This window comes from Pseudomonas sp. JDS28PS106, assembly GCF_036706555.1.
In the GTDB taxonomy this organism is placed as follows: Bacteria; Pseudomonadota; Gammaproteobacteria; order Pseudomonadales; family Pseudomonadaceae; genus Aquipseudomonas.
In genome coordinates this window covers 171,913-185,329 of record NZ_JBAJGT010000003.1, presented here as the reverse complement: position 1 = coordinate 185,329, position 13,417 = coordinate 171,913, and the positions used below count along the sequence as shown (strand labels likewise).

Annotated in this window: 11 protein-coding genes; all 11 read left to right on the top strand. The window is 60.2% G+C overall.

Going from position 1 to position 13,417, the window contains the following annotated elements; genetic code table 11:
- The 11 genes from hisC to TRP66_RS06080 all read left to right on the top strand — a co-directional run bounded on the left by hisC (position 1) and on the right by TRP66_RS06080 (position 13,218).
- Positions 1-1,113, top strand: coding sequence for a histidinol-phosphate transaminase (gene hisC / locus TRP66_RS06130; RefSeq protein ID WP_333400481.1), 1,113 nt, complete (start codon positions 1-3; stop codon positions 1,111-1,113).
- A 43-nt stretch (positions 1,114-1,156) separates the two neighbouring features.
- Positions 1,157-3,361, top strand: coding sequence for a bifunctional prephenate dehydrogenase/3-phosphoshikimate 1-carboxyvinyltransferase (locus tag TRP66_RS06125; RefSeq protein ID WP_333400480.1), 2,205 nt, complete (start codon positions 1,157-1,159; stop codon positions 3,359-3,361).
- Positions 3,358-4,047 (top strand): (d)CMP kinase, encoded by a 690-nt coding sequence (cmk, locus tag TRP66_RS06120; RefSeq protein WP_333400479.1) that lies wholly within the window; start codon positions 3,358-3,360, stop codon positions 4,045-4,047. Before TRP66_RS06125 ends, cmk begins: the two co-directional genes overlap by 4 nt.
- 121 nt (positions 4,048-4,168) lie before the next feature.
- Positions 4,169-5,854 (top strand): 30S ribosomal protein S1, encoded by a 1,686-nt coding sequence (gene rpsA / locus TRP66_RS06115; RefSeq protein WP_333400478.1) that lies wholly within the window; start codon positions 4,169-4,171, stop codon positions 5,852-5,854.
- A gap of 204 nt (positions 5,855-6,058) precedes the next feature.
- Complete coding sequence (gene ihfB / locus TRP66_RS06110; protein ID WP_025805547.1) at positions 6,059-6,352, top strand: integration host factor subunit beta; 294 nt, start codon at positions 6,059-6,061, stop codon at positions 6,350-6,352.
- Positions 6,353-6,376: 24 nt separating this feature from the next.
- Positions 6,377-6,610 carry a lipopolysaccharide assembly protein LapA domain-containing protein gene (locus TRP66_RS06105; RefSeq protein ID WP_333400477.1) on the top strand — a complete coding sequence of 78 codons (234 nt, stop codon included), beginning with the start codon at positions 6,377-6,379 and terminating at the stop codon, positions 6,608-6,610.
- Positions 6,611-6,987: 377 nt separating this feature from the next.
- Positions 6,988-8,418, top strand: a complete 1,431-nt coding sequence (locus tag TRP66_RS06100) for an MBL fold metallo-hydrolase (protein ID WP_333400476.1) — start codon at positions 6,988-6,990, stop codon at positions 8,416-8,418.
- Positions 8,419-8,580: 162 nt separating this feature from the next.
- A complete protein-coding gene (locus TRP66_RS06095) occupies positions 8,581-9,561 on the top strand; it encodes a UDP-glucose 4-epimerase family protein (protein WP_333400475.1) in 981 nt (326 codons plus the stop codon).
- Positions 9,554-10,570 (top strand): MraY family glycosyltransferase, encoded by a 1,017-nt coding sequence (locus tag TRP66_RS06090; protein WP_333400474.1) that lies wholly within the window; start codon positions 9,554-9,556, stop codon positions 10,568-10,570. The genes TRP66_RS06095 and TRP66_RS06090 overlap by 8 nt, the downstream gene beginning before the upstream one ends.
- Positions 10,571-10,682: 112 nt before the next feature.
- The gene (locus tag TRP66_RS06085) at positions 10,683-12,677 is read left to right on the top strand and encodes a polysaccharide biosynthesis protein (RefSeq protein ID WP_442965175.1); all 1,995 of its coding nucleotides are present in this window, start codon (positions 10,683-10,685) and stop codon (positions 12,675-12,677) included.
- Between the two features lie 178 nt (positions 12,678-12,855).
- Positions 12,856-13,218 (top strand): ComEA family DNA-binding protein, encoded by a 363-nt coding sequence (locus TRP66_RS06080; RefSeq protein WP_333400809.1) that lies wholly within the window; start codon positions 12,856-12,858, stop codon positions 13,216-13,218.
- Positions 13,219-13,417 lie beyond the last annotated feature (199 nt).

Sequence of the window (13,417 nt, the reverse complement as noted above, 5' to 3'; positions counted from 1 at the left end):
ATGAGCAGCGATTTTCTCGCCCGGGCGTTGCCGGGCGTGCAGAAACTGTCGCCGTACGTTCCAGGCAAGCCTGTGGACGAACTGGCGCGCGAGTTCGATCTCGATCCGGCAAGCATCGTCAAGCTGGCGAGCAATGAAAATCCGCTTGGCGCCAGCCCCAGGGCGCTGGCGGCCATTCGCGAGGAGTTCGAGGAGCTGACCCGTTATCCGGACGGCAACGGCTTCGCCCTCAAGCAGCGACTGGCCGAGCGCTGCAGGGTGCAGCCCGAGCAGGTCACCCTTGGCAACGGCTCCAACGATATCCTCGAAATGGTGGCGCGTGCCTGGCTGGGTCCGGGTTCGAACGCCGTGTTCAGCGAGTTTGCGTTCGCCGTCTACCCGATCGTCACCCAGGCAGTGGGTGCGCAGGCGCGCGTGACGCCCGCCCGGGAGTGGGGGCACGATCTGCCGGCGATGCTCAAGGCCATCGACAGCCAGACCCGCGTGGTTTTCATCGCCAACCCCAACAATCCGACCGGCACCTGGTTCGGTCCGCAGGCGCTGGTCGAGTTTCTCGATGCTGTGCCCCAGGACGTACTGGTGGTGCTGGATGAGGCTTATATCGAGTATGCCGAAGGGGAGCAGTTGCCCGACGGGCTGAATTATCTGGCGACTTACCCGAACCTGCTGGTGTCACGCACCTTTTCCAAGGCCTATGGCCTGGCATCGCTGCGCGTGGGCTATGCGCTCTCGTCGCCGACGGTCGCTGACGTGCTCAACCGGGTTCGACAGCCCTTCAACGTCAACAGCCTGGCGCTGGCCGCGGCCTGCGCCGCGCTCGATGACGCTGAATATCTGGAGCGCAGCCGCCAGCTCAACGAAGCCGGTATGCGGCAGCTCGAAGAGGGGCTACGCGAGCTTGGGCTTGGCTGGATTCCGTCGCGCGCCAACTTCATCGCCGTCGACCTGGGCATGAACGCCGCGCCGGTTTACGAAGCGCTGTTGCGTGAGGGCGTCATCGTGCGTCCGGTCGCGGGTTACGGTATGCCCGAGCACCTGCGGGTCAGCATCGGTCAGTCGCAGGAAAACGCGCGCTTTCTGGAAGCGTTGAAGCGGGTTCTGGCTCGTGGTTGAAGTCGTGGCGGAGAATGTCACACCGGTGCAACCAGGCAGCCCTATGATGGGTCGCCTGGTGGTCGTCGGCCTCGGCCTGATCGGTGGTTCTTTCGGCAAGGGCATCCGCCAGAGCGGGCTGTTTCGCGAAGTGGTCGGCGTGGATCTCAATGAGCGTTCCTGCCGGCTGGCCGTCGAGCTGGGCGTCGTCGACCGCTGCGACGATCTGGCGGCCGCGTGTCAGGGCGCCGATGTCATTCAGCTGGCGGTGCCGATCCTCGCAATGGAGCGAATGCTGGCGTTGCTCGCGCCGCTGGAGCTGGGCGATGCGGTGCTGACCGATGTTGGTAGCGCCAAAGGCAATGTGGTACGCGCAGCGTGTCGGTCGTTCGGTCACATGCCGCGCCGCTTCGTGCCGGGACACCCGATTGCCGGCTCCGAACAGAGCGGCGTCGAGGCCTCGAACGCAGAGCTGTTTCGTCGTCACAAGGTGATACTGACTCCCTTGGACGATACCGATCCGCAGGCGCTGGCGCTGGTCAGCCGGCTCTGGTCGCAGCTGGGTGCCGACGTCGAGCATATGCAGGTCGAGCGTCATGACGAGGTGCTGGCTGCGACGAGCCATCTGCCGCACTTGCTGGCGTTCGGTCTGGTGGATTCGCTGGCGAAGCGCAACGAGAATCGGGAGATTTTCAGATATGCGGCAGGCGGCTTCAGAGACTTCACCCGAATTGCCGGCAGCGATCCGGTAATGTGGCACGACATTTTTCTCGCCAATCGGGACGCGGTGTTGCGCACGCTCGATACCTTCCAGACCGATCTGGACGCCTTGCGCGACGCAATAGTCGAACAGGACGGTCGCCAGATGCTGGGCGTGTTCACCCGCGCTCGCGCGGCGCGCGAACATTTCGGCAAGATCCTCGCGCGGCGAGCCTATGTGGAAACGCCTGACACCGAGCAGGTGAGTTTCGAGGCATTGCCCGGCGGCCACGTCGCTGGTTGCATCCGAGTGCCGGGAGACAAGTCAATATCCCATCGGGCAGTCATGCTCGGTTCCCTGGCGCTGGGCACGACCGAGATCGAAGGCTTCCTGGAAGGCGAAGATGCGCTGGCGACCCTGCAGGCGTTTCGCGACATGGGCGTGGTGATCGAAGGCCCGACTCAGGGTCGCGTGGTCATCCATGGCGTAGGGTTGCATGGCCTCAAATCCGCGCCGGGCGCGATTTACCTGGGCAACTCAGGTACCTCGATGCGCTTGCTGGCCGGCCTGCTGGCGGGGCAGAGCTTCGACACGACCCTGACCGGCAGTGCTTCGTTGTCGCGGCGGTCGATGGAGCGGGTCGTTGCGCCGTTGCGCGAAATGGGCGCGGTCATCGAAACCGCGGCCGACGGACGTCCGCCGCTGGTCATTCGCGGCGGCAAGCGTCTCGTCGGCCGGACATGCAGCGCGCCGGTCGCAAGCGCACAGGTCAAGTCGGCGCTGCTGCTGGCGGGCCTGTACGCCGAAGGCCGTACCCTGGTGAGCGAATCGGCGGTCACCCGCGATCATACCGAGCGCATGCTTCGCGGTTTTGGCTGTGAACTGGATATCCAGGACCGGAGCGTGTCGCTGGAAGGTGGGCATGCGCTGGCCGCTACCCGCATTCAAGTGCCGGGCGACCTTTCTTCCGCGGCCTTTTTCCTGGTGGCGGCGGCCATCACCGAAGGCGCCGAGCTGCGCATCGAACAGGTGGGCATCAACCCGACGCGCACCGGCATCATCGACATCCTGCGATTGATGGGCGCTGACATCACTGTGCACAACCTCCGCGAGGCGGGCGGCGAGCCGGTCGCGGACCTGCATGTGCGTTATGCGCCGCTGCGCGGTGTCGAGATACCCGAGTCGCTGGTATTGCTGGCGCTCGATGAGTTGCCCGTGTTGTTTATTGCGGCGGCCTGCGCCAAGGGGCGTACCATGGTGCAAGGCGCGCAGGCATTGCGGGCCAAGGAGCTGGATCGCATCCAGGCGATGACCGATGGCCTGAATGCACTGGGTATCGAGGTCTCTCGCGCGGCAGGCGGCGTCGTCATTGACGGTGGCGTCCTCGGCGGCGGCGAGATCGATGCGCGTGGCGATCATCGTATCGCCATGGCGTTCGGAGTTGCCGGTCTGCAAGCCGGCGGCCCGATTCATATTCGTGATTGTGCGAACGTAGCGACATCGTTTCCCAATTTCCTGGCGCTGTGCGCTCAAGTCGGCATGCGTATCGCGCAAGAGGTCCAAAAGTGAAGATCAAAGCACCCGTAATAACCATCGACGGACCAAGCGGCTCGGGCAAGGGCACCGTCGCGGGCCTTCTTGCCCGTAACCTGGGCTGGTGTCTGCTGGACTCCGGCGCGCTCTATCGGCTGCTGGCATTCGCCGCCCGCAACCACGGCGTCGACCTGACCAATGAAGAGGCGCTCAAACTGTTGGCCGCGCACCTCGACGTGCAATTCGAGACCGCACCGGCGGGGCAGGGGCAGCGCATCATTCTCGAAGGTGAGGACGTGACCCACGCGATCCGCAACGAACAGATCGGCAGCGGCGCCTCCCAGGTCGCCTCTCTGCCGGCGGTACGCGATGCCTTGCTGCAACGTCAGCGGGCTTTCCAGGAAGAACCGGGCCTCATCGCCGACGGGCGCGACATGGGAACCGTGGTATTCCCCGACGCGCCGCTGAAGATATTCCTGACTGCCAGCGCCGAGGAGCGAGCTCGCCGGCGTTACTTGCAGTTGAAGGCCAAGGGCGATGATGTTAGTCTGTCGAGTCTGCTAGATGAGATAAGTGCGCGTGATGAGCGCGACACCCAGCGAGCGGTAGCCCCGCTCAGGCCGGCGCACGACGCCATACAGCTGGATTCCACCGAATTGTCCATCGAGCAGGTGCTGGAACGCATCCTGAGCGAAGTCGCTCTGCGCGATATCGCCGGATGATCAAGGCGGTTGCAGGAGACCAGACACAGTCCTGCATCCGGCCTTCAACATGAACGAAACCCACGTTGTCTGGAGCGTGGCAGATGGGCGTATTCTTCGCCCTTGATCAACAGGAATTAAAATGAGCGAAAGCTTTGCAGAACTTTTTGAAGAAAGCCTGAAAACCCTGAATCTTCAGCCGGGCGCAATCATCACCGGTATCGTTGTCGACATCGACGGCGACTGGGTTACCGTCCACGCCGGTCTGAAGTCCGAAGGCGTCATCCCACTCGAGCAGTTCTACAACGACGCTGGCGAGCTGACCATCAAGGTCGGTGACGAAGTGCACGTTGCGCTGGACGCGGTTGAAGATGGCTTTGGTGAAACCAAGCTGTCCCGTGAGAAAGCCAAGCGCGCCGAGTGCTGGATTGTTCTGGAAGCGGCTTTCGCAGCAGAAGAAGTGGTCAAGGGCGTTATCAACGGTAAGGTTAAGGGCGGCTTCACTGTCGACGTTAACGGCATCCGTGCGTTCCTGCCTGGTTCTCTGGTTGACGTTCGCCCAGTGCGCGACACCACTCACCTGGAAGGCAAAGAGCTCGAGTTCAAGGTCATCAAGCTGGACCAGAAGCGCAACAACGTTGTCGTTTCCCGTCGCAGTGTCCTGGAAGCCGAGAACAGCGCCGAGCGCGAAGCTCTGCTCGAGTCCCTGCAGGAAGGCCAGCAAGTCAAGGGTATCGTCAAGAACCTCACCGATTACGGCGCATTCGTCGATCTGGGTGGCGTCGATGGCCTGCTGCACATCACCGACATGGCCTGGAAGCGCATCAAGCATCCATCGGAAATCGTCAATGTTGGCGATGAGATCGATGTAAAGGTTCTGAAGTACGATCGCGAGCGCAATCGTGTGTCCCTGGGCCTCAAGCAACTGGGCGAAGACCCATGGGTTGCTATCAAGGCTCGTTACCCGGAAGGCACTCGCGTAACCGCGCGCGTCACCAACCTGACCGACTACGGCTGCTTCGCAGAGCTGGAAGAAGGCGTGGAAGGCCTGGTACACGTTTCCGAAATGGACTGGACCAACAAGAACATCCACCCATCCAAAGTCGTTCAGGTTGGCGATGAAGTGGAAGTCATGGTTCTGGACATCGACGAAGAGCGTCGTCGTATCTCCCTGGGCATCAAGCAGTGCAAGTCGAACCCGTGGGAAGATTTCTCCGGCCAGTTCAACAAGGGCGACAAGATCTCCGGCACCATCAAGTCGATCACCGATTTCGGTATCTTCATCGGCCTGGACGGCGGCATCGACGGTCTGGTTCACCTGTCCGACATCTCCTGGAACGAAGTGGGCGAAGAAGCCGTGCGTCGTTTCAAGAAGGGCGACGAGCTTGACACCGTGATCCTGTCGGTTGATCCAGAGCGTGAGCGCATCTCGCTGGGTATCAAGCAGCTGGAAAGCGATCCGTTCTCCGAGTACGTCACTGTCAATGACAAGGGCGCAGTCGTTCGCGGTACCGTCAAGGAAGTTGACGCCAAAGGCGCCATCATCACTCTGGCAGACGACATCGAAGCTACCCTCAAGGCTTCCGAAATCAGCCGTGACCGCGTTGAAGACGCGCGTAACGTTCTGAAGGAAGGCGAAGAGATCGAAGCGAAGATCATCAGCGTCGACCGCAAGAGCCGCGTAATCAGCCTGTCCATCAAGTCGAAAGACGTCGAGGACGAAAAAGAAGCTATCCAGAGCCTGCGTAGCAAGCCTGAAGCTGCTGAAAGCACTGGCCCGACCACTATCGGTGACCTGCTGCGTGCGCAGATGGAAAAGCAGAACTAAGTTCTGTCTGATCCAGAAAGGGCGACTTCGGTCGCCCTTTTTTGTGTCTGCGATTTGTTCGCGGGGCTGCCTGGCTGACCGATGACAGGGTACGGGCCATCAATACAACTTCACATAAGTCAAGGGATGGGCTGTTCAAAATCTTCCGACCATGCTACAACCTTCGAAGCGCTGACCTAGCTGCTTGAAAAAGAAGGGAAAAATATGACGAAGTCGGAGTTGATCGAACGAATTGTCACCCATCAAGGGCTACTCTCATCCAAGGATGTCGAGCTGGCCATCAAGACCATGCTCGAACAGATGTCTCAATGCCTGGCCACAGGCGACCGTATCGAGATACGGGGTTTCGGCAGCTTCTCGCTGCATTACCGCGCCCCTCGGGTCGGCCGCAATCCGAAAACAGGCCAGTCGGTCAGCCTCGACGGTAAGTTCGTCCCTCACTTCAAGCCGGGCAAAGAGCTGCGTGATCGGGTGAACGAAGAGGAAGAGGGCGTGTAAGCGCCTTGCCAAGGAAAAAAGCAGATGCGTATGTTCAAACGAATCCTGGTGGCCCTACTGGCGCTGGCAGTGATGGCAGTAATCATCGTCTTCATGCTGGAGAACCGTCAGCCTGTCGCCTTGAACTTCATGGGCTGGGCGGCGCCCGAGATAGCCGTTGCCGTTCCCGTTCTGCTGGCGCTGTTACTCGGCCTGGCCATCGGTCCGGTTTTCGCCTGGATCATTACGCTACGCCGCAAGCCCCGCCGCGCTGTCTGAGCGCGTCATTGCACGCACGCCGGATAAATGTCCGGCCGCGTTACCCTGTTCGAACGTCAGGTAAGGCCTGTAAGACATCAGAAGTAAGCTGCGTAGCTAATCTCAACTTCTCTCAAATAATTTTCTGCATTTATTGTAGGAAACTTCCTGTTATCAGGCTGAAAAGTCTCGCTTCTAAGTAGGTAATTAGAAAGTATCGATTTCAGGCCCGTATTTCCGCCTCCTCTGGTTCGCGAGAGCTGATTCGCTACATAAATAATGGCTTTGGGCCTCGCTTGAAACTCGGCATCGTGCATGCAGAATGCTCGCGTCTATATGGCCTGCCTGGCACTTCAGGTTCAGGCACTTCGCGGCTGCCCGATCAGAGAGAATGACACATGCAGTACCCTGAGATTATCCACCACGGAGCCGTCGAAAGCGTCACAGGTTCGTGCCATCAGCTGTGCATGGATGCCATAAACAACCTGTTGATCGATTGTGGTGCTCGTCTGGAGGAGTCGGTGGGTGACAAGTCCACGCCATTCGGCTTCACCCCGTCGGAAATCAAGGCCGTCATCCTCACACACGTCCACCATGACCATGCCGGACGCCTGCCCGAGCTTCTCGCAGCCGGTTACAAGGGGCCGATCCTGTGCAGCGAGCCATCGGCGCAAATGCTGCCGCTGGCAATCGAAGACAACCTCAAGCACGAGCTGTCCCGTGATCCCCAACGAGCCGCGAGGACTTTGGAGGCCATTCGCGCCAGAATCATTGCGCTGCCGTTCGGTCACTGGTTCACGCTGGTCGACAGCGCTACGCTTGTCTGCAAAGTCCGGTTGCGGCGAGCGGGTCACATCCTCGGGTCCGCATACGTGGAGTGTGATCTGCGTTACCCGCAGCAGGAAAGAAACGAGCGAATCGTCTTCTCCGGCGATCTGGGCGGTGGAGACGCGCCGATGCTGCCCGACGTCGAGTCTCCGAGCCAGGCTGACGTCCTGGTGCTCGAAAGCACCTACGGCAACCGGCACCACGAGGATCGCAGCACCCGTCAGCAGCGCCTCGAACAGATCATCGAGCAGGCCCTCGAAGATCAGGGCACCGTATTGATCCCGGCGTTCAGTATCGGGCGGACGCAAGAACTGCTGTACGAACTGGAAGATATTCTGCAGCGCAAGCATCTTCTTGAGGAGCGCCCGGCGGTCGCGAATGGCGAGCCTTCCGTGGTCGACTGGCCGCGCTTGCCGATCATTCTGGATTCACCCCTGGCCGAGCGGTTCACGCAGGTCTATCGATCGTTTGCGGACTATTGGGACGACGAAGCCCGGCAACGTCTAGAGGCCGACAGGGCGCCGCTGGGTTTCAGTCAGCTCATCACGATCGACAGCCATGAGCAGCACCTGATGACGGTCAATTATCTGGCCAGCACCCGTCGGCCGGCCGTCGTCGTGGCGGGCAACGGCATGTGCGCCGGAGGCAGGATCGTCAATTACCTCAAGGCGATGCTGGGCGATCCTCGTCACAACGTAGTCTTCGTCGGCTATCAGGCCGCAGGAACGCCCGGTGCCGCGATACAGAAGTACGGACCGGTGGGAGGTTATGTCGAACTTGACCGTCAGCGTTATGACATTCGCGCCGGCGTTGAAAGTGCATCGGGTTATTCCGCGCACGCCGATCAGAATGGTCTGGTGAATTTCGTGACCGGGATGAGTGAGTGGCCAGCGGAAATAAGATTGGTGCATGGAGAAGCACGAGCCAAGAAAGTTCTGGGGCAAGTCCTGCAACGCAAATATTCTTTGGCGCGCCGCGAGTTGAAGTTGCTGATTCCATAAAATACACGGTCGGCAATGATCAGCGTGTTAATGAACTTCCTGGTCGCAGGCGGGATCTCACTGCTCCAGTAACGGAAGTTATCGCCGCCGGACGGCAAAATTCGGTTGCTTAAAGCTGTTGCTTACGTAATATCCACGCTCATTTGGGCAGGACCTCAGGACGTGATCGGTCAGACAGGTTTGATTGGCGTAACAGGCGCGACGGGTTTCGTGGGAAAAGCACTCGTAACGCACCTGCTGGCCACCAGCGCCTGCTCCCTGAGGATCGCGGTCCGCAATGACCGTGTGGACAATGCTCCGCGGCTGCAGGTGGTCGGCACACAGGCCCTGAGCCCCGATAACTGCTGGACCGAGTTCGTGACAGGAGTCGAGGTCATCGTGCACTGCGCGGCGCGTGTCCACGTCCTGGCCGAGACCCACAGCGATCCGTCGTCGGAATATCACAGAGCCAATGTACTGGGTACGCTGAACCTGGCCGAGCAGGCAGCGGCGGCGGGCGTGAAGCGCTTCATCTTCATCAGTTCGATCAAGGTCAACGGGGAGGCCACGGCTCCAGGCAGCGCCTTCGAAGCCGACGCTCCGCCGCGTCCCCTGGACCCTTATGGCGTCTCCAAGATGGAAGCCGAGCAGGGCCTGCGAGAACTGGCGCGCCGGACCGGAATGGAGGTGGTGATCATTCGACCAGTGCTCGTATATGGTCCCGGAGTCAAGGCCAACTTCCTGAACATGATGCGCTGGTTGAACAAGGGAGTGCCTTTACCCTTGGGTGCTTTGCACAACAAACGTAGCCTGGTGGCGCTGGACAACCTGGTCGATCTGATCGCGACCTGCCTGGCGCATCCCGCGGCGGCCAACCAGACCTTTCTGGTAAGCGACGACCATGACCTGTCGACTACCGAACTGCTGCGTCAGATCGGCAAGGCGCTGGGCAAGCCGGCGCGCCTGCTGCCGGTCCCGGTGTGGATACTCGAAGGGCTCGCCACCGGACTGGGCAGGAGAAACATTTCACAGCGGCTCTGCGGCTCCCTGCAGGTCGATATTTCTAAAACCCGCAATCTGCTCGGCTGGGTACCGCCGACAACCGTGGAGGACGCAATGCTTCAGACAGCCCGGTATTTCCAGGAACACCAGCACGATGCTTGAGTGGCTTTCGATCATCGTCATCGCGGCGCTGTCCTGGGCGCTCACGGCCTGTCTGCGGCGCTATGCGCTGAGCAAGAGTCTTCTCGATATCCCCAACGCGCGCAGCTCGCATTCCATCCCGACTCCGCGCGGCGGCGGGGTATCCATCGTGGCGGTCTTCCTGACGGCGCTTACAGGGTTCTGGTGGCAGGGCCATGTAGAAACGGCCGAACTGGCCGGGGCGTTGGGAGCAGGAGCGCTGGTCGCCGTCATCGGCTTCATGGACGATCACGGGCACATTGCAGCCCGATGGCGGTTGCTGGGGCATTTTCTTGCCGCGCTCTGGGTGCTGATCTGGCTGGGCGGTCTGCCGCCCTTGTCTGCTTTCGGTCTGAGCATCGATCTGGGCATGCTCGGGCATGTCCTGGCAGTCTTCTATCTGGTGTGGATGCTCAATCTCTATAACTTCATGGACGGGATCGACGGTATTGCCAGCGTCGAGGCCGTGACCGTCTGCGGGGGCATGAGCCTGATCTACCTGCTGGGCGGCCATTCGCAGCTGTTCTGGGGGCCGCTGCTGCTGGCAGCGGCGACCCTGGGATTCCTGATCTGGAACTTTCCCCCCGCGCGTATCTTCATGGGCGACGCGGGAAGTGGCTTTCTGGGCATCATACTGGGCCTGCTGTCATTGCAGGCGGCGTGGGTCGCGCCGCAGCTATTCTGGGCCTGGCTGGTGCTGCTGGGGGTGTTCGTGGTGGACGCCACTGTAACTTTGTTGCGCCGGTTGCTGCGCGGCGACAAGGTCTACGAAGCTCACCGCAGTCACGCTTATCAATTCGCCTCGCGTCGATTCGGGCGGCATTTGCCGGTCACGTTGACGGTCGGCGCGATCAATCTGCTGTGGCTTTTGCCAGTCGCAGCCTGGGTTGCACTGCTGGACGGAGACGGCCTGACGGGCCTGCTCATCGCCTGGCTGCCCCTGTTCCTGCTCGCCTTGAAGTTCAATGCAGGCGCGCTGGAGCGTAATTGACTGCGCGGGCTCGGCATTTTTCATATAGATTGAAACATTGTTTGTCTTTTGCACAGACTGAGATTGGATGCAGCCGCGTTCAGCGGAGCGGGGCAGGAGTTCTTACCGAGTGATGAGCAGATTACGAACCGCGCTGCTGGCGTTGCCACGCCGGCAGAAACGAATACTGCAGGTAGGCGCGGACGTAGTGCTGGTCTGGATCGCGCTGTGGCTGGCGTTCATCGTCCGCCTCGGTATCGAGGACATGATCAACCCGGTGGAAGCGCATACCTGGCTGTTCATCTGCGCCCCGATCGCTGCTATTCCGTTGTTCATTCGTTTCGGCATGTATCGGGCGGTGATGCGCTATTTCGGCAACGACGCGCTGATCGCCATCATCAAGGCGGTCACGATCTCCGCGCTGATTCTCGGTTGCATGGTCTATGCCTACAGCAACCACCAGCAAGTGGTGCCTCGCTCTGTCATGTTCAACTACTGGTGGTTGAGCATGGTCATGATCGGCGGCCTGCGCTTGGCGATGCGCCAGTACTTTCTCGGCGACTGGTTCACCGCCGCGCGCCACGTGCCCTTCGCAAACCGGGATGACGGGCTGCCCAAGGTGGCGATCTACGGTGCCGGCGCCGCGGGTAATCAGCTGGTAGCCGCGTTGCGCATGGGGCGCCTGATGCGACCGGTCGCCTTCATCGATGACGATGCGTCCATCTCCAATCGAGTGATATCCGGGCTGCAGGTCTACAAGCCCAAGCATATCCAGCAGATGATCGATGTTACCGGCGCTCAGGAAATCCTGCTTGCCATTCCATCTTCATCGCGTGGCCGGCGACGGGAAATTCTCGGCTTTCTGGAAGGCTTCCCGCTGCACGTACGCAGCGTCCCCGGGTTCATGGATCTCGCGGCGGGCAGAGTCAAGGTCGACGACCTTCAGGAAGTCGACATCGCCGACCTCCTGGGACGCGATTCGGTGCCTGCCCGGGAAAACCTGCTGGAGCATTGCATCACGGGGCAGACCGTTCTGGTGACCGGCGCCGGCGGCTCCATCGGCTCCGAACTGTGTCGGCAGATCCTGATGCTCAGACCGACCCAGCTTCTGCTGCTCGACCACAGTGAGTTCAATCTCTACAGCATCCTGTCCGAACTGGAGCACTGCGCGGCGCGGGAAGCCTTGTCCGTGAAGCTACTGCCGATCCTCGGGTCGGTGCGCAATCACCCCAAATTGCTGACGATCATGAAAACCTGGAAGGTCGACACCGTGTATCACGCGGCGGCCTACAAGCATGTGCCCATGGTCGAACACAACATCGCCGAGGGTGTGATCAATAACGTGGTTGGCACTTTGCATACGGCCCAGGCGGCTTTGCAGGCCGGCGTGGCCAACTTCGTGCTGGTCTCCACGGACAAGGCCGTCAGGCCCACCAATGTGATGGGCAGCACCAAGCGATTCGCCGAGCTGATCCTGCAGGCACTGAGCCGCGAAGCCGCGCCCGTGATCTTCGGCGACAAGCCCAACGTTTACCAGGTCAACAAGACCCGCTTTATCATGGTCCGCTTCGGCAATGTGCTCGGTTCATCGGGCTCGGTCATTCCGCTGTTCCACAAGCAGATCCAGTCCGGCGGCCCGCTTACGGTCACCCACCCCAATATCACCCGCTATTTCATGACCATTCCGGAGGCTGCCCAGCTAGTCATTCAGGCAGGCTCCATGGGGCAGGGCGGCGATGTGTTCGTGCTGGACATGGGTGAGCCGGTGAAGATCAGCGAGCTGGCGGAAAAGATGATTCATCTGTCCGGCTTGAGTATCCGCTCCGAGAAGAATCCCCATGGCGACATCTCCATCGAGTTCACCGGGCTGCGGCCCGGAGAAAAGCTTTACGAGGAGTTGCTGATCGGCGACAACGTCGTGGCTACCGAGCATCCGATGATCATGAGCGCTCAGGAGGACTACCTGCAGTGGGAAGACCTCAAACCGTGCCTGAGCAGATTGCTGGAAGCCGTGGAGCGGGATGACTACACCGCTGTGCGTCAGGTATTGCGGGAAACGATCAATGGCTATTCGCCGGAAGGCGATATTGTCGACTGGATGTATCAAGAGCGTCGTCATGAGCCGTGATCCGTCAAGTTTCGGGTCATGAAGTCTCGGATAATTCAGTCTGTAAGTTACGTACAGAAATAACTTGCGCTTACTAAATATTTGGACACGCTAGTGTTCATTGACACTTGCTCGCACTGAGTTAGTTTTCATGGGCGGCACCTGGAATGCCGCTCGAAAACTTCAAGGAGCGTTAACCATGCGAGTAACCCGTTTTTCCTCAATGATGTTTGCCCTGCTGACCAGCGTATCGCTGCTGGGCACAATCCCTGCCGCGAATGCCACAACTCCGGCTTCGAGCCAGTCTGGCGTGACCATGGAGACGGCGCCGGCTTCCGCTTCCAGAGCCGGTCAGGACGCCGTGGCTGCGATCAACCTGAATGCCGCCGACGCCGCTACCTTACAGAAAGAGTTGATTGGTATCGGCAAGAACAAAGCCGATGCCATAGTTGCTTATCGTGAAGCGAACGGACAGTTCACCTCGGTGGATGAACTCATCGAGGTCAAGGGCATCGGTAAAGCCATTCTCGACAAGAACCGTGACCGACTCGTAGTCGAATAACACCGCCCGTCTACTGCATGAAAGGCGCGACGCCCGTCGTTCTTTTCATGCAGCGCCCCTGATTCCCCACACCTGCTTTCGTTGTTCTTTCGCGCCGTTTCAGGCACGAAGTCAGCTGCTTCAAACAAGGCGTTACGCAAACGCCATCAGACCCCGCGTCGCCAGCCGGTCCGATATCTCTTTGATTTCCTTGCGCAAT